The organism is Streptomyces sp. NPDC012637, assembly GCF_042954805.1.
GTDB lineage: Bacteria > Actinomycetota > Actinomycetes > Streptomycetales > Streptomycetaceae > Streptomyces.
Genome location: NZ_JBIBDS010000002.1, coordinates 517,164 through 535,814, shown reverse-complemented (window position 1 = coordinate 535,814; position 18,651 = coordinate 517,164). Strand labels below are relative to the sequence as shown.

The 18,651-nt window shown below is 73.0% G+C and carries 20 protein-coding genes and 3 tRNA genes; 17 read left to right on the top strand and 6 right to left on the bottom strand.

The window, feature by feature from the left end; translation table 11 throughout:
* The first annotated feature begins 61 nt into the window (after positions 1-61).
* The 13 genes from ACFY8W_RS10620 (at position 62) to ACFY8W_RS10560 (ending at position 12,420) form a co-directional block, all read left to right on the top strand.
* The gene (locus tag ACFY8W_RS10620) at positions 62-550 is read left to right on the top strand and encodes an NADH-quinone oxidoreductase subunit A (protein WP_391102813.1); all 489 of its coding nucleotides are present in this window, start codon (positions 62-64) and stop codon (positions 548-550) included.
* Positions 541-1,119, top strand: coding sequence for an NADH-quinone oxidoreductase subunit NuoB (locus tag ACFY8W_RS10615; protein ID WP_391102810.1), 579 nt, complete (start codon positions 541-543; stop codon positions 1,117-1,119). The genes ACFY8W_RS10620 and ACFY8W_RS10615 overlap by 10 nt, the downstream gene beginning before the upstream one ends.
* On the top strand, positions 1,116-2,849 hold the full coding sequence (locus ACFY8W_RS10610; RefSeq protein ID WP_391102808.1) for an NADH-quinone oxidoreductase subunit C: 1,734 nt from the start codon (positions 1,116-1,118) through the stop codon (positions 2,847-2,849). The genes ACFY8W_RS10615 and ACFY8W_RS10610 overlap by 4 nt, the downstream gene beginning before the upstream one ends.
* Entirely contained in the window at positions 2,846-3,814 is a 969-nt protein-coding gene (locus tag ACFY8W_RS10605; protein WP_391102805.1) for an NADH-quinone oxidoreductase subunit H, read from the top strand. Before ACFY8W_RS10610 ends, ACFY8W_RS10605 begins: the two co-directional genes overlap by 4 nt.
* The gene (locus tag ACFY8W_RS10600; protein ID WP_391102803.1) at positions 3,814-4,431 is read left to right on the top strand and encodes a 4Fe-4S binding protein; all 618 of its coding nucleotides are present in this window, start codon (positions 3,814-3,816) and stop codon (positions 4,429-4,431) included. The genes ACFY8W_RS10605 and ACFY8W_RS10600 overlap by 1 nt, the downstream gene beginning before the upstream one ends.
* The gene (locus tag ACFY8W_RS10595) at positions 4,428-4,979 is read left to right on the top strand and encodes an NADH-quinone oxidoreductase subunit J (RefSeq protein ID WP_391102800.1); all 552 of its coding nucleotides are present in this window, start codon (positions 4,428-4,430) and stop codon (positions 4,977-4,979) included. The genes ACFY8W_RS10600 and ACFY8W_RS10595 overlap by 4 nt, the downstream gene beginning before the upstream one ends.
* Positions 4,979-5,338, top strand: a complete 360-nt coding sequence (gene nuoK / locus ACFY8W_RS10590) for an NADH-quinone oxidoreductase subunit NuoK (RefSeq protein ID WP_391102798.1) — start codon at positions 4,979-4,981, stop codon at positions 5,336-5,338. The genes ACFY8W_RS10595 and nuoK overlap by 1 nt, the downstream gene beginning before the upstream one ends.
* Positions 5,335-7,359, top strand: a complete 2,025-nt coding sequence (locus ACFY8W_RS10585; protein WP_391102795.1) for an NADH-quinone oxidoreductase subunit L — start codon at positions 5,335-5,337, stop codon at positions 7,357-7,359. Before nuoK ends, ACFY8W_RS10585 begins: the two co-directional genes overlap by 4 nt.
* Before the next feature lie 27 nt (positions 7,360-7,386).
* Positions 7,387-8,940, top strand: a complete 1,554-nt coding sequence (locus ACFY8W_RS10580; RefSeq protein WP_391103864.1) for an NADH-quinone oxidoreductase subunit M — start codon at positions 7,387-7,389, stop codon at positions 8,938-8,940.
* Positions 8,937-10,454 (top strand): proton-conducting transporter membrane subunit, encoded by a 1,518-nt coding sequence (locus tag ACFY8W_RS10575; RefSeq protein ID WP_391102793.1) that lies wholly within the window; start codon positions 8,937-8,939, stop codon positions 10,452-10,454. The genes ACFY8W_RS10580 and ACFY8W_RS10575 overlap by 4 nt, the downstream gene beginning before the upstream one ends.
* A gap of 50 nt (positions 10,455-10,504) precedes the next feature.
* A complete protein-coding gene (gene mscL / locus ACFY8W_RS10570; protein WP_391102790.1) occupies positions 10,505-10,975 on the top strand; it encodes a large conductance mechanosensitive channel protein MscL in 471 nt (156 codons plus the stop codon).
* 177 nt (positions 10,976-11,152) lie between these two features.
* Entirely contained in the window at positions 11,153-12,016 is an 864-nt protein-coding gene (gene htpX / locus ACFY8W_RS10565; protein WP_386864020.1) for a zinc metalloprotease HtpX, read from the top strand.
* On the top strand, positions 12,013-12,420 hold the full coding sequence (locus tag ACFY8W_RS10560) for a YccF domain-containing protein (protein ID WP_391102788.1): 408 nt from the start codon (positions 12,013-12,015) through the stop codon (positions 12,418-12,420). Before htpX ends, ACFY8W_RS10560 begins: the two co-directional genes overlap by 4 nt.
* Positions 12,421-12,572: 152 nt before the next feature.
* On the opposite strand, the gene ACFY8W_RS10555 is transcribed toward ACFY8W_RS10560, so the two are convergent.
* On the bottom strand, positions 12,573-13,805 hold the full coding sequence (locus ACFY8W_RS10555) for an amino acid permease (protein ID WP_391102785.1): 1,233 nt from the start codon (positions 13,803-13,805) through the stop codon (positions 12,573-12,575).
* Between the two features lie 57 nt (positions 13,806-13,862).
* Here ACFY8W_RS10555 and ACFY8W_RS10550 point away from each other — a divergent pair, with 57 nt between their 5' ends.
* The gene (locus tag ACFY8W_RS10550) at positions 13,863-14,132 is read left to right on the top strand and encodes a GlsB/YeaQ/YmgE family stress response membrane protein (protein WP_391102783.1); all 270 of its coding nucleotides are present in this window, start codon (positions 13,863-13,865) and stop codon (positions 14,130-14,132) included.
* Positions 14,133-14,175: 43 nt separating this feature from the next.
* Here ACFY8W_RS10550 and ACFY8W_RS10545 read toward each other — a convergent pair whose 3' ends face one another.
* The 3 genes from ACFY8W_RS10545 to ACFY8W_RS10535 all read right to left on the bottom strand — a co-directional run bounded on the left by ACFY8W_RS10545 (position 14,176) and on the right by ACFY8W_RS10535 (position 15,890).
* Positions 14,176-14,814, bottom strand: a complete 639-nt coding sequence (locus tag ACFY8W_RS10545; protein WP_391102781.1) for an alpha-ketoglutarate-dependent dioxygenase AlkB — start codon at positions 14,812-14,814, stop codon at positions 14,176-14,178.
* On the bottom strand, positions 14,807-15,310 hold the full coding sequence (locus tag ACFY8W_RS10540) for a methylated-DNA--[protein]-cysteine S-methyltransferase (protein WP_391102778.1): 504 nt from the start codon (positions 15,308-15,310) through the stop codon (positions 14,807-14,809). The genes ACFY8W_RS10545 and ACFY8W_RS10540 overlap by 8 nt, the downstream gene beginning before the upstream one ends.
* Positions 15,311-15,398: 88 nt before the next feature.
* The gene (locus ACFY8W_RS10535) at positions 15,399-15,890 is read right to left on the bottom strand and encodes a YajQ family cyclic di-GMP-binding protein (RefSeq protein ID WP_128980846.1); all 492 of its coding nucleotides are present in this window, start codon (positions 15,888-15,890) and stop codon (positions 15,399-15,401) included.
* Between the two features lie 169 nt (positions 15,891-16,059).
* Between ACFY8W_RS10535 and ACFY8W_RS10530 the strand changes: the two genes are divergently transcribed.
* A tRNA-Tyr gene (locus tag ACFY8W_RS10530) sits at positions 16,060-16,141 on the top strand.
* Positions 16,142-16,222: 81 nt separating this feature from the next.
* Here ACFY8W_RS10530 and ACFY8W_RS10525 read toward each other — a convergent pair.
* Positions 16,223-16,879 carry an NAD(P)H-binding protein gene (locus tag ACFY8W_RS10525; protein ID WP_391102776.1) on the bottom strand — a complete coding sequence of 219 codons (657 nt, stop codon included), beginning with the start codon at positions 16,877-16,879 and terminating at the stop codon, positions 16,223-16,225.
* Positions 16,880-16,881: 2 nt separating this feature from the next.
* On the bottom strand, positions 16,882-18,162 hold the full coding sequence (locus ACFY8W_RS10520) for an amidohydrolase family protein (protein ID WP_391102774.1): 1,281 nt from the start codon (positions 18,160-18,162) through the stop codon (positions 16,882-16,884).
* Positions 18,163-18,403: 241 nt separating this feature from the next.
* Between ACFY8W_RS10520 and ACFY8W_RS10515 the strand changes: the two genes are divergently transcribed.
* Positions 18,404-18,476: transfer RNA gene (locus tag ACFY8W_RS10515), tRNA-Thr, on the top strand.
* 43 nt (positions 18,477-18,519) lie between these two features.
* Positions 18,520-18,592 (top strand) — tRNA-Met (locus ACFY8W_RS10510).
* Positions 18,593-18,651: the final 59 nt, after the last annotated feature.

Below are 18,651 nucleotides of genomic sequence, written 5' to 3'. Positions count from 1 at the left end.
CCCCACCCGCGACTGCTTACGCCGCCTTTAGCAGGGCCTAGACTCGCGTCCGTACACAGGAATGAGACACCGAGACCGAGGGGCGGACGTGCGCGAACCGACCGTTGTCGCGGCGGGTCACGCGGCCGGTCACGTGACTGATCACGTGGCTGATCACGCGAGCCGCATCGAGACGTACGCGGCGGACTACTTCGAGACGTATTCCGTCGTCGGACTGCTCGCCGTCCTCGGCGTGCTCTTCGTCGCCGTCGCCTTCGGCGCCGGCCGGCTGCTGCGGCCCGTGGTCCCGACGCCCGAGAAGCTCCTCACGTACGAGTGCGGTGTCGACCCGGTCGGAGAGGGCTGGGCGCACACGCAGGTCCGCTACTACGTGTACGCCTTCCTCTACGTGATCTTCGCCGTCGACTCGATCTTCCTCTTCCCCTGGGCGACGGTCTTCGCCGCGCCCGGATACGGGGCGACGACGCTGGTCGAGATGTTCGTCTTCCTCGGCTTCCTGGCCGTGGGACTGCTCTACGCGTACAAGAAGGGCGTCCTGGCATGGATGTGACACCCCTGCCCGCCCCCACGCTCGGCCCGCTGGCCCGGCTGGCACCCGAGCCCATGAAGGTGGTCCTGAACTGGGGCCGCCGCTACAGCCTGTGGGTCTTCAACTTCGGCCTCGCCTGCTGCGCGATCGAGTTCATCGCCGCGTCGATGGCCCGGCACGACTTCATCCGGCTCGGCGTGATCCCCTTCGCGCCCGGCCCGCGCCAGGCCGACCTCATGATCGTCTCCGGCACGGTGACGGACAAGATGGCCCCGGCGGTGAAGCGGCTCTACGAGCAGATGCCCGAGCCGAAGTACGTCATCTCCTTCGGCGCCTGCTCGAACTGCGGCGGTCCCTACTGGGACTCGTACTCGGTGACGAAGGGCGTGGACCAGATCATCCCGGTCGACGTCTACGTGCCGGGCTGCCCGCCGCGCCCGGAAGCCCTGCTCCAGGGCATCCTCAAGCTCCAGGAGAAGATCGCGAAGGAGAGCCTGGGCGAGCGGTACGGCGCGGGCGCGCCCTCGGTCGCCCAGCTCACCAGCGGCCTGGTGCGGCCCCCGAAGCCGGCGGGAGGCGACGACCGGTGAACGAGTACGACACGAACGCGTACGACGCCCTGCCCGACTCCGTGACCGAGGTCTTCGGCGAGGAGGCGACCGCGGAGCGGGCGTACGACCTGCTGACGGTCGACGTCCCGACGGCGTCGTGGATCGCCGCCCTGGAGATCGCGCGGGACAAGCTGGGTCTGACGTACTTCGACTGGCTGAGCGCGGTCGACGAGCCGGGCACCGGCTTCCGCGTGTCCGCGCACGTCGCGTCGGTGGACCGGGGCAACGTCCGCCGCCTCCTCGTCCGCACGACCGTCCCCCGCTCCGCCCCCTCGCTCCCCTCCGCGGTGGAGGTGTACGCGGGAGCGGCATGGCACGAGCGCGAGACGTACGAGATGTTCGGCGTGACCTTCACGGACCACCCGCATCTGGTCCACCTCCTCCTCCCGGAGAACTTCGAGGGCCACCCGCTGCGCAAGGACTTCGTCCTCGCCGCACGCGTCGCCAAGGCCTGGCCCGGCGCCAAGGAGCCGGGCGAGTCGCACGACCCCAACGCCCCGAAGCGCCGCCAGATGCTTCCCCCGGGCGTCCCGGACCCCAACGACTGGGGCCCCCTCAAGGGCCAGCTCCCGCCCGCCCCGGCCCGCCCGGCCCGCGGCGCGGCCGCGGCCGGCGACCGCCCGGTGCGCCGCACCCGCACGGCGGCCGAAGGCTCGGCGACCCGGCCCGCCGCCGCAGCCCGCCCCGCCCGCACGGCAGGCGCCGGCCCGGCCGGCCGGCCTACGGAGGCCCCGGCCGCCGCCGCGCCCGTCGAGGGCGGCGCCGGGCCGAGCCCGGAGACGTCCGCCCCGGCCGGCCCCCGCCGTCACCGCACCGCGAGCGCGGGCTCGGCGAGCCAGCGCACGGAGGCGGCCCAGGACACCACCGCACCCGCCACGACCGAGCCCCCGGCGGCCCCCGCCGTTCCTTCCACGTCTTCGGACGCTGCCACGGCGCCCGCGCAGCCCCCGGCGGCCCCCGCCGACGGCGGCGCCCAGCCGGGCCCGGCAGCCTCTGCCCCGACCGGGCCGCGCCGCAGCCGGACGGCGAGCGCGGGTTCGGCGAGCCAGCGTGCCGAGGCCGCAGCCGAGGGCGGCGCCGCGCCGGCCCCGGAGGCGTCCGCTCCGGCAGGTCCGCGCCGCAGCCGGACCGCGAGCGGCGGCTCCGCCAGTCAGCGCGCGACGGGCGCCGAAGCGCCGGCCGAGCGGCCCGCGCCGCCCCGCACGCGCAGCTCGGACGCCCCGTGGCACCACGCCCGACCGGCCTTCGACGAGGAACGACCCGCCGGGGGCGAGGCCGCGGCCGAGCCTGAAGCCGCGGCCGAGCCTGAAGCCGCGGCCGAGCCTGAAGCCGCAGCCGAGCCTGAAGCCGCGGCCGAGCCTGAAGCCGCGGCCGAGCCCGAAGCCCCGGCCCAGCCCGAAGCCCCGGCGAAGGCGCCGGCCGCCGAGCCTGAAGCCGCGCCACAGGCGTCGGCGCCCGAGGCCGGGGGCACCGCCTCTGGGGCCCCGGCCGTCCCGGCCGCGCCCGCCGAAGGCGAAGCCGCGCCCCAGGCGCCGGCGAAGGCCCCGGCCGCCGGGGGCGAAGGCGAGCCCCAGCCCCCGGCCCCGGCCGAAGCCCCGGCTTCCGAAGCCCCCGACGCTCCGCCCGCCGAGGGCGAAGCCGGCTCCCCCACCCGGCCACCCGCCCAAGCCGAACCCACCACCGACCCCGACGGAGGCGATTCCGCGTGAACGACGTACTCGACGTCGCCCTCCGGCTGCTCGTCGTCTTCGGTGTGTTCCTCGTGCTCCCGCTCGTCGTCGGGCAGACCGAACACAAGGTCATGGCCCACATGCAGGGCCGGCTCGGCCCCATGTACGCCGGTGGCTTCCACGGGTGGGCGCAGCTCGTCGCGGACGGGGTGAAGTTCGCGCAGAAGGAGGACGTCGTCCCGAAGGACGCCGACCGGCGGGTGTTCCAGCTCGCGCCGGCCGTCGCCCTCCTCCCGTACCTCCTCGTCCTGGTCGCCATCCCCATCGGACCCAGCGAGGGAGCGGTCGGGCGGGTCGTCGACGCGGGCATCTTCTTCGTGCTCGCGGTGATGGGCGTCGGCGTGCTCGGCAGCCTGATGGCCGGCTGGGCGTCCGCCAACAAGTTCAGCCTCCTCGGCGCGCTCCGCACCGCCGCCCAGCTCCTCGCGTACGAGCTGCCGATGCTGCTCACCGCCGCGTCCGTCGCGATGGCGGCCGGCACCGTCTCGCTCCCCGGCATCCTGAACGCCTTCGAGTGGTGGTGGGTGCCCTGGCAGATCGTCGGCGCGCTGGTCTTCTTCACGGCCGGTCTCGCCGAGCTCCAGCGGCCGCCGTTCGACATGCCCGTCGCCGACTCGGAGATCATCTTCGGCGCGTACACCGAGTACACCGGCCTCCGCTTCGCGCTGTTCCTGCTGGCCGAGTACGCCGGCATCGTCGTCCTCTGCGGTCTCACCACCGTCCTCTTCCTCGGCGGCTGGCACGGCCCCGGCGGCGCCGACGGCCTCGGCTGGGTCTGGACCCTGCTGAAGACCGCCGTCCTGGCCTTCGTCGTGATCTGGCTGCGGGTGTCCTACCCCCGCCTGCGCGAGGACCAGCTGCAGAAGCTGGCCTGGACGGCGCTCGTCCCGCTCGCCCTCGCGCAGATCGCGCTCACCGGCATCGTGAAGGTGGCGATCCAGTAATGCCCATCCCCGGCTCCGGCCTCGCCAAGGGGCTCGCCGTCACCCTGCGCACGATGACGCGCAAGTCCGTCACCGCGCAGTACCCGGACGCGCAGCCCGAGCTGCCGCCCCGCACCCGAGGCGTCATCGGGCTGTTCGAGGAGAACTGCACGGTGTGCATGCTGTGCGCCCGTGAGTGCCCCGACTGGTGCATCTACATCGACTCCCACAAGGAGACGGTCCCGGCCGCCGTGCCCGGCGGGCGCGAGCGCAGCCGCAACGTGCTCGACCGCTTCGCCATCGACTTCTCGCTCTGCATGTACTGCGGGATCTGCATCGAGGTGTGCCCGTTCGACGCGCTGTTCTGGTCGCCCGAGTTCGAGTACGCGGAGACCGACATCCACGAGCTGACGCACGAGCGCGACAAGCTCCGCGAGTGGATGTGGACGGTGCCGGAGCCGCCCGCGCTCGACCCGCGCGCGGAGGAGCCCAAGGAGATCGCCGCCGCGCGCAAGGCCGCGGAGAAGGCCCAGGCCGCCGCCGAGGCCGAAGCACTGGCCCAGGCCCAGCAGCGGGCCGAGGCCGGCGCCGAAGCCCAGGCCCAGCAGCAGGCCGACCAGCAGGAGGGCCCGCAGTGATCCTGGCAGCGCAGACCGGCCACGGCTTCCTCTCGCCCACCGGCGTCGAGATCGCCTTCCTCCTCGTCGGCCTCGTCACCCTCGGCGCGGCCCTCGTCACCGTCACCACCCGGCAGCTCGTCCACGCCGCCCTGTGGCTGGTCGTGGCGCTCGGCGGCCTCGCCGTCGAGTACCTGCTCCTCACCGCCGAGTTCATCGCCTGGGTGCAGGTGCTGATCTACGTCGGCTCCGTCGTCGTCCTCCTCCTGTTCGGACTCATGCTCACCAAGGCCCCCATCGGCCGCTCCCCGGACGCCGACTCCGGCAACCGGCCCGTCGCCGTCGCCGTGGCGCTCGCCGCCGCCGCTGCCCTCGTGTGGGTGGTCCTGGACGCGTTCCGCACGACGTGGATCGACCTCGACGGGCCCGCGCAGGGCTCCACCCGGGTGTCCGGCGAGATCCTCTTCCGGCACTGGGTGCTGCCCTTCGAGGCGCTGTCGGTGCTGCTGCTCGCCGCCCTCGTCGGCGCCATCGTCCTGTCCCGGAAGAAGAACGGAGAGGAAGGCTGATGCACCTCGCCTACCCGGCCGTCCTCGCCGCGCTGCTCTTCTCCGTCGGCCTGTACGGAGTCCTCGCCCGCCGCAACGCGATCCTGGTCCTGATGTCCGTCGAGCTCATGCTCAACGCCGTCAACCTCAACCTGGTCGCCTTCGACGTCTGGCTCCGCGACACCCTGCACGCGGGCGAGGCCCTGACCCTCTTCACCATCGCCATCGCCGCCGCGGAGATCGGCATCGGTCTCGCGATCGTCCTGATGGTCTACCGCAACCGCGGCACCTCGGACGTCGACCGCCTCCGCGACACCAGGGAAGCGACCTCCGCCGACGAGACGACGTCCGCCGACGAGAAGGCCGAGGCCACCGCGTGACCACCACGACCCTCGCCGTCCTCGTCCCCCTCCTTCCCTTCCTCGGCTCCGCCGCCGGTCTGCTCCTAGGCCGGACCGCGCCCGGCTTCGTCCGCCCGCTGGCCGTGCTGCCGACGCTCGCCGCGGCCGTGCTCGCCGTGCTCGTCGCCGCCCGCCAGGGCGGGGACAGGGCCATCGACGCGGCCACCCAGCTCACCCCCACCGGCTCGGTCCCGATCGACCTCGCCCTGCACATCGACGGCTTCGCCGCCGTCGTCGCCGTCCTCGTCGGCGTCGTCGCCACCTGCGTGCAGATCTACTCGACCGGCTACCTGCGCCACGACCCGCGCTACCCCTCGTACGCGGCGCTCGTCTCCCTCTTCACCGCCGCGATGCTGCTGGTCGTCTACTCCGGCGACCTGATGGTCCTCCTGGTCGGCTGGGAGATCATGGGCATCTGCTCGTACTTCCTCGTCGGGCACTACTGGGAGACGCCCGAGGCCCGCTCGGCCTCCCTCAAGGCCTTCCTCGTCACCAAGCTCGGTGACGTGCCCTTCCTGATCGGCCTCTTCGCGCTGGCCGCCGACGCGGGCACCTTCCGGATCACCGGCGTGCTCGGCGCCGTCGCCGCCGGCGGCCTCGACCACCCCACCCTCGTGGCGCTGCTGCTCCTCGCGGGCGTGGCCGGCAAGTCCGCGCAGTTCCCGCTGCACACCTGGCTTCCCGACGCCATGGCCGGCCCGACCCCGGTCTCCGCGCTGATCCACGCGGCCACCATGGTCGCCGCCGGCATCTACTTCGTGGCCCGGCTCCTCCCCGTCTTCGCCGCCTCCGCCGCCGCGCTGACCGTGCTCGCCGTCATGGCCGCCGTCACCATGGTCGGCTCGGCGCTCGCCGCGCTCGCGCAGGACGACATCAAGCGGGTCCTCGCCTACTCGACGATCGGCCAGCTCGGCTACATGTCGGGCGCCCTCGCCGTCGGCGACCGCGGGGCCGCCGTCTTCCACCTCCTGTCGCACGGCGCCTTCAAGGCGCTGCTCTTCCTCGCCGCCGGCGCGGTCATCCACGCCGCCGGCACCAACTCGCTCACGGCGATGTCCCGCATGAGCGGACTCACCAAGCGCATCCCGGACGCCTACTGGACGATGACCGTCGGCCTGCTCGCCCTGGCAGCGATCCCGCCCTTCGCCGGCTTCTTCTCCAAGGAGGCCGTCCTCGTCGCCGCCGAGCACACCGCCACCGGCGACCACACGGTCGCCCCGGCCGGCGCCGGCTGGATCGTCCTCGTCGCCGGACTCCTGACCGCGCTGCTCACCGCCGCGTACGCGATGCGGCTGTGGCTGCTCGCCTTCCGCGGCCGCGGCGCCGAAGCCCCGGACCACGGCCGCCAGCCGATCGCCATGACCACCGTCCTGTGGGTGCTCGCGATCCCCTCCCTCGGTTTCGGCCTCACGGCCGCCTACCTCGACGACTGGTTCGACGGGAACGCACTGACGCCGACCCTCACCACCGCCGTCTTCGGCACCGGCCTCGCCGCCGTGGGCGCCGCCGTGACCTACGCCGTGCGCCGCACGCTCGTCGCGCGCACCGCACCGCCCCCGGCCGCCCCCGTCGGCGCCGCGCCCGTCCCCGCCGCCGGGCCCGTCGCGGCGCCCACCGTGGCCCACCCCGACGCCGAGGCCGGCCAGGTCGAGGCCGAGGCCCTGGACCTGCCGCACCCGGCGACCGACCCGGCCGACCCCGGCCGCGCCCTGCTCGGCCCGCTGCACCGGCCCGCCGCCGACGGCTTCCACCTCGACGCCGTCTACCACGCCGCCTTCGTCCGCCCCGTGCTCGCCGCCGCCTCCCTGGTCCGCTTCCTCGACCGCGAGGTCGTCGACACCTACGTACGCGGCGCGGGCGAGGGCGCCAAGGGCCTCGGCCGGCTCGTCCGCCGCGCCCAGACCGGCAACGTGCAGACCTACCTCAGCGCGCTGCTCGCCGGCTCCGTCGTCCTGGCGATCGTCGCCGTCGTCCTCGCCAACGTCGCCGCCGGAGCGTGAGCCGTGATCGATATCAGCGAATCCGTGATGCAGTTCCTTCTCGCGTCGATCGTCGCCGGCCCGCTCCTCGGCGCCGCCGCCGCCCTCCTGCCGGCCCCGCCCGGGCTGAAGGGGAAGTCGCCCGACCAGGCCGTGCTCCGCCACGGCGTGACCGTCACCGGCGTGATCCTGCTCGCCGCGATCGTCCTCACGCTCGGCTTCGACCACGACCAGCCGTCGAAGATGCAGGCGACCACGGACATCAGCTGGATCCACGCCCTGGACGTGCGGATCCACCTCGGTGTCGACGGCATCTCGCTCCCCCTCCTGCTCCTGACCGCGCTGCTGACCTTCCTCAGCGCGCTGTACAGCTACTTCAAGATGCCTTCGGGCCCGTCACCCAAGGCGTTCGTCGCCCTGCTCCTCGTCCTCGAGTCCGGCACCCTCGCGACCTTCGCCGTCCTCGACCTCGTCCTCTTCTTCCTGGCCTTCGAGATGGTCCTCATCCCGATGTACTTCCTCATCGCCCGCTGGGGCGGCGAGGGCAGGCAGGCCGCCGCCTGGAAGTTCATCCTCTACACGCTGCTCGGCTCCGTCGTCATGCTGCTCGGCCTGCTCCTCGTCGGCGTGAAGGCGGGCACGTTCGACATGGTGGCACTCGCCGCTGACAACGGCCGCGGGCTGACCATGTCCGTGCAGGTCATCGCCGTTCTGGCGATCGGGCTCGGGCTCGCCGTGAAGACCCCGATGTGGCCGCTGCACAGCTGGCTGCCGGACGCCCACACCGCCGCCCCGACCGTCGGCTCCGTGCTCCTCGCCGGCGTGCTCCTGAAGATGGGCACGTACGGCTTCGTCCGCATCGTGCTGCCGATCGCCCCCGACGGCATGCGGACCTTCGCCCCGTACCTCGCGGCCTTCGCCGTCGCCGGCATCGTCTACGGTTCCCTCGCCTGCCTCGCCCTCGCGAAGCCCGGCAACAAGGGCGACCTCAAGCGGCTGATCGCCTACTCCTCCGTCGGCCACATGGGCTTCGTGCTGCTCGGCATCGCCACCATGACGCCCACCGGGGTCAACGGCGCCCTGTTCGCCAACATCGCCCACGGCCTCATCACCGGCCTCCTCTTCTTCCTGGTCGGCGCCCTCAAGGACCGCTACGGCACCGCCGACCTCGACACCCTCGCCGGAGCCACCGGCGCCGCCCTCTACGGCCGCGCCCCGCGCCTCGGCGCCCTGCTCGCCTTCGCCGCCGTCGCCTCGCTCGGCCTGCCCGGCCTCGCCGGGTTCTGGGGCGAGATGCTCGCCCTGTTCGGGGCCTTCGACCCGGCCGACGGCCTCAGCCGGCCCGCCTTCCTCACCTTCATGGCGATCGGCGCCTTCGGCACCCTCCTCACCGCCGCCTACCTCCTCGTCGTCGTCCGGCGCGTCTGCATGGGCGGCCCCCGCCCGGCCGGCGAGACCGTCCTCGCCGACGTCCAGGGCTACGAGCTCGCCGCCTGGACCCCGCTCGTCGCCCTCACCGTCCTCGCCGGACTGTGGCCCGCGGTCCTCCTCGGCCTCACCGACCCGGCCGTCCAGCAGCTCCTCGCGGGAGGCACCAAGTGAGCCCAGTGACCGCCACGGCCGCGGCGCCCAGCCTCGTCCAGTCCGTCGACTGGCTGGCGATCGCGCCGCCCACCCTCACGGCCCTGGTCGCGCTCGTCGTCCTCGTCGCCGACCTGTTCGTCCCGGAGGCCCGCAAGCAGCTCCTCGGCTGGATCTCCGTCGCCGGGCTCGTCGCCGCGCTCGCCCTGCTCGCGCCGCTGCGCGCGGGCGACCGCTCGACCTTCTGCCTGACCGCCGACACCCAGCTCCGGGCGTGCAGCTACACCGCCGACCACTTCACCCTGGTCATCCAGTTCCTGGTGCTCGGCGGCGCGCTCGTCACCGCGCTGCTGTCGATCGCCGACACCCGCGACAGGCTCCCGGCCGGCGAGTACTGGTTCCTGCTGCTGTCCTCCGCGGCCGGCGCCGCGCTGCTGCCCGCCTCCCGCGACCTGGCGACCCTCGTCGTCGCCCTCGAAGTGGCCTCGCTGCCCGCGTTCGCGCTCGTCGGCCTGCGCCGCGGCGACCGGGTGTCCAGCGAGTCCGCGCTCAAGTTCTTCCTGTCCTCCGTCACCGCCACCGCCGTGACCCTGCTCGGCGTCAGCTTCGTCTACGCGGCGACCGGCACCCTCCACCTCACCGAGGTCGCCCAGCGCCTCGGCGACGTGCCCGGACAGCTGCAGACGCTCGCCCAGACCGGTGTCGTCCTCACCCTGGTCGGCTTCGCCTTCAAGACGGCCGCGGTGCCCTTCCACTTCTGGGTGCCCGACACCTACGTGGGCGCCCCGCTGCCCGTCGCCGCCTACCTCTCCGTGGTCGGCAAGGCCGTCGGCTTCACCGGCCTCATCCTGGTGACCGTCGTCGCCTTCCCGTCGTACGCGGACGTGTGGGGCCCGGCGCTCGCCGTGCTCGCCGCGCTCACCATGACCGTCGGCAACGTCGGCGCGCTGCGCCAGGTCTCCACGCGCGCGTGGAGCGCGGTACGGCTGCTCGCCTGGTCGTCCGTCGCCCAGGCCGGCTACCTCCTGGTGCCGATCGCCGCCGCCGCGTACTCCAGCGACGACCAGATCGGCGCGACCGTCGCGTACGCACTCATGTACGCCGTCGTGAACCTCGGCGCCTTCGCCGTCGTCGCCGTCGTCGCCCGTACGCACCCGGAGAACCGGATCGCGGACTACCGGGGCCTGTACGCGGCGAGCCCCGCCGCCGCCCTCACGCTCGGCTTCTTCCTCCTGAACCTGGCCGGACTGCCCCCGGGTATCATCGGCCTCTTCGCCAAGGTGACCGTCTTCTCGGCGGCCGTCGACGCGGGCCTCGGCTGGCTCGCCGTGATCATGGGCGTCAACGTCGTGATCGGCCTCTACTACTACCTGCGGTGGACGGCGCTGCTGTTCCGCGGGCCGGAAGGCGAGACCGTACGGCACCGGGCCCCCGCCCCGGTCACCCTGGCCGTCGCGCTGACCGCCGTCGCGGGCGTCGTGCTGTCGGGCTACCCGCAGTTCGTCCTCCGCTTCGCGGCGAACAGCCTCTTCTGACCCCACCAGAAGATCCCCCACAAGCAGAACCCTCCAAGGAGCAGGACCCCGTGCTGAACGGTTTCAAGGACTTCATACTTCGCGGCAACGTCGTCTCGATGGCCATCGGTCTGGCCGTCGGCTCGGCGTTCACGGCCGTCGTGACCGGCTTCAGCAAGGCGTTCATCACCCCGCTCATCGGTCTGGCCACCGGCTCGGTCGGCGACTTCAGCGAGGCGAAGTTCACCATCGGCAAGACCGACTTCCCCTACGGCCTGGCGATCGCCGCCGCCATAGCCTTCGTCATCACCGCCGCCGTCCTCTACTTCATGATCGTCGTCCCCATGACGAAGATCCAGGAGCGGTTCGCCAAGGAGGAGGCGATGGACCCGAAGTCGGAGAAGCGCGACTGCCCCCGCTGCTTCGCCGAGATCCCGGCCATCGCCTCCCGCTGCGCCCACTGCACCAGCGAGGTCGAGCCGGTCGCCGACGCGCTCGTGAAGGCCGGCCTGGACAAGATCGCCGTCCCGGCACCCCGTTAGGCCCGTCCCGGCGCACCGAGCCCCCGGCACACCGGCTCCGGCCGCTCCTTCACCCGTACGGCGTACGGGGCGGCCCGGCGCGGCCGGGGAACCCGTACCTCCCGCGTGGCGTTGACCAGGAAGGGAGGGTCCACTGGACAGAAGGGTTCCCCTGCCGCACCACTTGGAGGGCGTACCGTGCACCGCCGGCACAACGGGCTGAGGACCGCCGTACTCCTCGGAGGGCTCTCCGCCCTCATCATCGTCATCGGCAGCTTCTTCGGGCGTACGGGCCTGATCGTCGCGCTCGTCGTGGCGCTCGGCACCAACGCGTACGCGTACTGGAACAGCGACAAGCTCGCGCTGCGCGCCATGCGCGCCCGCCCGGTGAGCGAGTTCGAGGCCCCGGCGCTCTACCGGATGGTCCGTGAGCTCTCCACACAGGCCCGCCAGCCCATGCCGAGGCTCTACATCTCGCCCACCCAGGCGCCCAACGCCTTCGCGACCGGCCGCAACCCGCGCAACGCGGCCGTGTGCTGCACCGAGGGCATCCTCGCGATCCTCGACGAGCGCGAGCTGCGCGGGGTCATCGGCCACGAGCTGAGCCACGTCTACAACCGCGACATCCTGATCTCGTCGGTCGCCGGAGCCCTCGCCTCCGTGATCCTTTTCCTGGTGAACTTCGCCTGGCTGATCCCGATCGGCCGCTCGGACGACGACGAGGGGCCCGGACTGCTCGGGATGCTGCTGATCATGATCCTGGGCCCGATCGCCGCCTCCGTCATCCAGCTGGCCATCTCCCGTTCCCGCGAGTACGAGGCGGACGCCTCCGGCGCCCAGCTCACCGGCGATCCGCTCGCCCTGGCCGGCGCCCTGCGCAAGCTGGAGGCGGGCACCAAGCAGCTTCCGCTGCCGCCCGAGCCCAGGATCGAGACCGCAAGCCACATGATGATCGCGAACCCCTTCCGTCCGGGACAGGGGCTGTCCAAGATGTTCTCCACCCACCCGCCGATGGCGGAGCGCATCGCCCGGCTCGAACAGATGGCAGGTCACCGCCCGTGAAGACGATCCTGAACGTCATATGGCTGATCCTGTGCGGATTCTGGATGTTCCTCGGCTACCTGCTGGCCGGCGTCCTGCTCTGCATCACGATCATCGGCATCCCCTTCGGACTCGCCGCGTTCCGCATCGGCGTCTACGCCCTGTGGCCCTTCGGGCACACGGTCGTCGACCGGCCGGACGCCGGCGCCCCGTCCTGCGTCGGCAACGTGCTGTGGCTGGTCCTGGCCGGCTGGTGGCTGGCGCTCGGCCACATCACCACCGGCATCGCCCTCTGCATCACGATCATCGGCATCCCGCTGGGCATCGCCAACTTCAAGCTGATCCCGGTCTCGCTGCTGCCGCTGGGCAAGGAGATCGTCCCCACCGATCAGGCGTACGGCGCGTACGGCTACCAGGGCCGCTAGGAGCCGACAGGGCCGCCAGGGGGCGCCCAAGGGGCCGCAAGGAGGCTGGCCGGGGGCGGCTGGGCGCCGTCAGGTCCGTTGGAGGCCGGCGCGAGGGCCGGAGCCCGTGCGGAAACCTCGCCACGGCCCCCCGGCATCCGCCCTGGACGGTCTCAGGAGCGAGGGGGCTCGGGGCGTCCTCGGCTGACCGCGTGGGCCACCACCCCGACCGCGAGCACGCCGAGACCCGCCAGGACGGCGGCCGGCGGGAGCGAGAACGCGAGCGCCGCGCAGCCGGCCAGGCCGAGCACGGCCAGCGGCCGCTCCCGGCGCCCCAGGGTCCACGCGGAGGCGTTGGCGATCCCGTAGTAGACCAGCACCGCGAACGACGAGAAGCCGATCGCGCCGCGCAGGTCCGCCGTGGCCGCCACGACGGCGACCACCGCGCCCACCGCGAGCTCCGCGTGGTGCGGAACCCGGAAGCGCGGGTGGACGGCGGCGAGGGTGGCCGGCAGATGGCCGTCCCTGGCCATGGCGAGGGTCGTCCGTGACACGCCGAGGATCAGCGAGAGCAGCGAGCCCAGCGCGGCGACCGCCGCGCCCACGGTGACCACCGGAACCAGCCAGTCCGCCCCGGCGGCCCGCGCCGCGTCCGCGAGCGGGGCGGGCGAGGCGGCCAGGCCCTCCGGGCCGAGGACGGCGAGCACGGTGACGGCGACGGCCGCGTAGACGGCGAGCGCGATGCCCAGGGCGAGCGGCACGGCCCGCGGGATGGTCCGCTCCGGGTCGCGGACCTCCTCGCCGAGCGTCGTGATCCGCGCGTACCCGGCGAAGGCGAAGAACAGCAGCCCGGCGGCCTGGAGCACGCCGCCCGCCGGGACGTCCCCGTCGAGCGCGAGCCGCCCGGCCTCCCCGGCCCCGGCTGCGGCCACGACGACCGCCGCGAGCACGGCGAGCACGACCGCGACGATCACCCGGGTGAGCAGCGCGGACTTCTGCACGCCCTTGTAGTTGACGGCGGTCAGGGCGACGACGGCGGCGACGGCCACCGCGTGGGAATACGCGGGCCACACGTACGCGCCGACGGTGAGCGCCATCGCCGCGCACGAGGCGGTCTTGCCGACGATGAAGGCCCAGCCCGCGAGATAGCCCCAGAACGCGCCGAGCCGTTCGCGGCCGTACACGTAGGTGCCGCCGGAGGCCGGGTAGCGGGCGGCGAGCCGGGCCGAGGCCATCGCGTTGCAGTAGGCGACGACGGCGGCGACGCCGAGTGCCGGGAGCAGCCCGGGGCCGGCCGCGCGTGCCGCGGGCCCGAGCGCCGCGAAGATCCCGGCGCCGACCATCGAGCCGAGCCCGATCACGACGGCGTCGAACACTCCGAGAGTGCGGCGCAGTTCCTGTGTCATGCTCCGCACACTAGGGGGTCCGGCAACCGCTCGGGACCGCCGGGCGTCCTCCTGGGCATGAGCATCATCAGCTGGATAGTCCTCGGACTGATCGCGGGAGTCATCGCCAAGGTCCTGCTGCCGGGCCGCGACCCGGGCGGCCTGATCGGCACGACGGTCATCGGCGTCGTCGGCGCGTTCCTCGGCGGCTGGCTGTCGGCCCGCTTCCTGGACCGGCCCGTCGCCCAGGACTTCTACGACGGGGCGACCTGGCTGTCGGCGATCGGCGGCTCACTGGTCCTGCTGATCGGGTACCGGATCCTTTTCGGCCACTCGCGCGAGCGCTAGGCCCTCTCTTCCGGATCAGGGCCGGACAGGCCGCGGCCCCGTCCTACAGGCCGGTCTCCCTCAGGGTGATGTTGAGCCGTCCGGCGAGCCCCAGGGCCGGCTCGGCGCTGCCCGCGTACACCTTGGGCACGCCGTGGTACGCGAGGCGGGACGGTCCGCCGAAGACGAGCAGGTCGCCGGAGGCCAACTCGACGTCGGTCCAGGGCCGTCCGCGGTCATCGGTGTTCCCGAGCCGGAACACGCAGGTGTCGCCCAGGCTCAACGACACGACAGGGGCGGGCGACCGCTCCTCCCTGTCCTGGTGCATGCCCATCCTCGCGCCGTCCGCGTAGAAGTTCACGAGCGCGGTGTCCGGCGCGAAACCGCCGTACGGACCGTGCGCGCCGTACGCGTCCGCCAGTGCCTCGCGCCCGAGCTCGACGAGCCAGTCCGGGAGTTCGAGGAGGTTCTCCTCGGGGCCGAGGTACCGGTACGGAACCCAGCGCCGTCCGAGGCACAGCGAGCGCACCGACATCACCCCGCCGCCGGGCAGGACCGTGTGCTCGTACGAGACCGGCCCCCGCCCGAACTCCCGGCAGGCCGCGACGAGTTCCCGCTGCCGGGCGAACGGCAGCCAGCCGGGCACGTGCACCGCGCCCGGCGCCGGTTCGCTCCGCTCGCGCGGGAACAGCCCGTCAGGCACCGCTCTCCAGGTGCAGCAGCCGTTCCTTGCGCTCCAGCCCGGCCGCGTAGCCGCGCAGGCTGCCGTCGGCCCCGATCACCCGGTGGCAGGGCCGCACCACGAGCAGCGGATTCCGCCCGATCGCGGTGCCCACGGCCCGCACCCCGGCACCGGACGAGCCGACCCGGCGGGCGATGTCCCCGTACGAGACGGTCGTCCCGTACGGGATCTCCTCCAGGGCCTTCCAGACGGCGCGCTGGAAGTCGGTCCCGGACTCCTCGTACGGGATGTCGAAGCCCTCGCGCCGCCCGGCGAAGTACGCGTCGAGCTGCCCCGCGACCTCCTCGAACACCGCCGGGGCACACGTCCAGCTGTCCTCGACGCAGACGCCGCCCTTCTGGCCCTCCAGCGACAGCGACCGCAGCACGAGGGAACCCCCGTCGGCGACCCGCCCCACCAGGAGCATCGTGCCGAGGGGGCCGTCGACGTGGGCGTAGAGAGTGCTGTTCGTCGTCATGCGTCCAGTGTGCGAGCCCCGCCCGCAACGGGGCTGGCGGTTTTCGGACACGACCTTCAGAGGTCCTGCGGAGGCCCTGCCGGCAGTCCTACCGGTAGTTCACGAACTGCAGGGCGAAGTCGAAGTCCTTGCCCTTGAGCAGCGCGATGATGGCCTGCAGGTCGTCCCGGCTCTTCGAGCTGACCCGCAGCTCGTCGCCCTGCACCTGCGCCTTGACGCCCTTGGGGCCCTCGTCGCGGATGACCTTGGCGACCTTCTTCGCGTTCTCCTGGGAGATGCCCTCCTGGATGGAGGCGAAGAGCTTGTACTCCTTGCCGGACAGCTGCGGCTCGCCCTCCACGTCCAGCGACTTCAGCGAGATGCCCCGCTTGATCAGCTTGGACTGGAAGATGTCGAGGATCGCCTTGACCCGCTCCTCGCCGTTGGCCTGCATCAGGATCTTCTCGCCCGACCAGGAGATCGAGGCGTTGGTGCCCTTGAAGTCGTAGCGCTGCGTGATCTCCTTCGCGGCCTGGTTGAGGGCGTTGTCGACCTCCTGCCGCTCGACCTTGGAGACGATGTCGAAACTGGAGTCGGCCATGAGGTGAGGCTCCTTGCTCGGATGCGTTGGGTACGGCACAAAGCGTAGCCACCGGGACGGCCGCGAAGCCGAGATCAATCCGGTGGCGAAGCACCCCTGGGGATCAGGTATTGTTTACGTCGTTGCCAGGGAGCACCGCCGAAAAGCGGCTCCGAGGCAGCGATCCCATGGCGGTGTGCCCGAGTGGCCAATGGGAGCGGACTGTAAATCCGTCGGCTTAGCCTACCCAGGTTCGAATCCTGGCGCCGCCACGCGATGCAGAAGGTCCCCGGTGTTCGCACCGGGGACCTTCTGCATTTCCGTGGACGGGGTGTGGACGGGGAGGAGGCGGGTCAGTTGCCCGCGATGTCGCGGACCGCGACCGCCACCGGGGTCGAGCCCATGATCAGTTCCAGGGTCAGGCCGGCCGTGGCCGGCGTGTCGAGGAGTTCGGCGAGGACCGCCGCCACGTCGTCGCGGGGGATCGGGCCGCGGCCCGTGGACGCCTCCAGGCGGACCAGTCCCGTGCCGGCGTCGTCGGTGAGCATGCCGGGGCGCAGGATCGTCCAGTCGAGGCCCTCGCGGGCGCGGACGTCGTCGTCCGCCGCGCCCTTGGCGCGCAGGTAGGCGTCGAAGACGGCGTCGCCCTCGTGGCCCGACTGCGCGCCCATGGACGAGACGACCAGGAAGCGCCGTACGCCCGCCTGCTCCGCCGCGTCGGCCAACAGGACGGCCGCGCCGCGGTCCACGGACTCCTTGCGTTCCGCGCCGCTGCCCGGGCCGGCGCCCGCCGCGAAGACGGCCGCGTCGGCGCCTTCCAGGACCGCGGCGACCTCGCCGACCGAAGCCGACTCCAGGTCCAGGACGACCGCCTCCGCGCCGGCCGCCCGCAGGTCCGCCTCCTGTTCGGGGCGGCGGATGATGCCCACCGGTTCGTGTCCGCCCGCGGCCAGCAGCCGCTCGAGTCGCAGGGCGATCTGTCCGTGTCCACCAGCGATGACTACGCGCATACTCACGACCGTACGGCTCCCGGCCCCGCCGGGCCTCCCGGGTCCGGCCGCTCGGGCCGCGCCTGCCGGGGCAGGTCGAGGGCGGCGGCCGAGTCGCAGTACTCCCGCACCGCGCTCGTCCGGGCCACCACCCGGCCCCGGTGCACCACGATCCGGCTGTACGCGAGGGACAGCACGCCCGCGAGCCGTTCGCCGCGCACCGCGAGCAGCTCCGCCGGGAAGCCGGCCTCCACCCGGACCTCCGGAAGGCCCATGGCGGCCCGCGCGTCCGTGCTCACCGCCCCGTACGCCTCCGGGGCGGGGAGCCCGCCAAGCGAGGCCGTCAGGTAGGCGGCTTCCAGCGGGTCGCCGCGGCCCACCGGGTTGGACACGTCGCGCAGCGCCCCGCCGCCCGCCGCGACCCGCACCCCGGCGGCGCGCAGCAGCCGTACCGGGGCCGCGCCGCGCAGCTCGGTGGCGCCGCAGCCGCCCTGCGGCAGGCAGACCACGGTCACCCCGGCCGCCGCCAGCTGGTCCGCCGCCCGGCGCGCCTGGTCGGAGGGCAGGCGTGCGAGCCCCGCGCAGGGGCCGATCGTCACCCCCGGCCGCAGTCCGCCGGCCATCGCCGCGAGCCGGGCGAGGCGCGCCGGGTCGTCACCGTCGGTGTGCAGGTCGACCGGGCAGCCGTGCTCGGCCGCGACCTCGAGGAGCGCCTCCACGTAGCCGGTGGGGTCCGGGTCGAGGTCGGGGCAGCCGCCGACCACGCCGGCGCCCATCTTCACCGCGTCCCGCAGCATCGCGAGCCCGTCGGCGCCCGCCGCCCCGGTCAGCAGCCGGGGCGTCGCCACGGTCGTCAGCTCGGCCAGGCCGCGGAGCGAACGCCGGGCCTGCAGCGTGGCCTCGAGCGGGCCGAGGCCGTGCACGTCCCCGATCCGGACGTGGGCGCGCAGCGCGGTCGCGCCGTGCCCGAGCTGGAGCAGGGCGGCCTCGGTCGCCCGGCGCTGGACCTCCTCGGGGGCGTACGAGACGGGGCCGGGGGAGTCGGCGGTGAGCGCGGTGTCGATGTGCGCGTGGGGCTCGGCGGGCGCGGGCAGCAGCAGGTAGCCGGCCAGGTCGACGCGGGCCCCGACGGCGGTGAGGCTGCCTGCCGTGCCGACGGCCTCGATCCGGCCGCCGCCGAGCCGCACGTCGACGGTGCGGCCGTCGGTGAGCCGCGCGTTCGCGAGCAGCAGCGACATGGCGTCTGCGGTGGCCGCGGCCCGGTCGTCGGGCGGCGGCTGGGGCTGCTTGCTGTCGGCGGACAATCGGGCTCCTCAGGGCTCCAGGCTCACGGCTCACGGCGCGCGGTCGCGGCTCGCCAAGATCAAGATCACGCAGCGTGGGCCCGAGCCTAGGGGCGGCCCCGGCCGCCTTCGAGGAGGAGCGCAATAGTCGTACTGATGACTGCACGAGTGGCGTAGGAGGCGGCCGGGAAGCTGCCGCGCAAGAGGCCCGGGAAACGGATTTGGGTGATGGGCCGGAGACCGTGTAATGTCTTCCTCGCTCGCCCCAATAGCTCAGTCGGCAGAGCGTCTCCATGGTAAGGAGAAGGTCTACGGTTCGATTCCGTATTGGGGCTCTGGTGAGAAGGACCCGCCTTCGGGCGGGATCCGGATCATCAAAGCGGTGTAGCTCAGTCGGTAGAGCAAGCGGCTCATAATCGCTGTGTCACCGGTTCAAGTCCGGTCACCGCTACACACAGTAGCCGATTGTGGGGTCGGTCCTACGATCGGCTACTCTTTCATGCGTTCATC

Bases quoted from the DNA above. Each gene is read 5' to 3' on its own strand.
- ACFY8W_RS10620 (WP_391102813.1), top strand. From the start codon at position 62: ATGAGACACCGAGACCGAGGGGCGGACGTGCGCGAACCGACCGTTGTC.
- ACFY8W_RS10615 (WP_391102810.1), top strand. From the start codon at position 541: ATGGATGTGACACCCCTGCCCGCCCCCACGCTCGGCCCGCTGGCCCGG.
- ACFY8W_RS10600 (WP_391102803.1), top strand. From the start codon at position 3,814: ATGCCCATCCCCGGCTCCGGCCTCGCCAAGGGGCTCGCCGTCACCCTG.
- nuoK (WP_391102798.1), top strand. From the start codon at position 4,979: ATGCACCTCGCCTACCCGGCCGTCCTCGCCGCGCTGCTCTTCTCCGTC.
- ACFY8W_RS10580 (WP_391103864.1), top strand. From the start codon at position 7,387: ATGCAGTTCCTTCTCGCGTCGATCGTCGCCGGCCCGCTCCTCGGCGCC.
- ACFY8W_RS10555 (WP_391102785.1), bottom strand. From the start codon at position 13,805: ATGACACAGGAACTGCGCCGCACTCTCGGAGTGTTCGACGCCGTCGTG.
- ACFY8W_RS10550 (WP_391102783.1), top strand. From the start codon at position 13,863: ATGAGCATCATCAGCTGGATAGTCCTCGGACTGATCGCGGGAGTCATC.
- ACFY8W_RS10540 (WP_391102778.1), bottom strand. From the start codon at position 15,310: ATGACGACGAACAGCACTCTCTACGCCCACGTCGACGGCCCCCTCGGC.
- ACFY8W_RS10535 (WP_128980846.1), bottom strand. From the start codon at position 15,890: ATGGCCGACTCCAGTTTCGACATCGTCTCCAAGGTCGAGCGGCAGGAG.
- ACFY8W_RS10525 (WP_391102776.1), bottom strand. From the start codon at position 16,879: ATGCGCGTAGTCATCGCTGGTGGACACGGACAGATCGCCCTGCGACTC.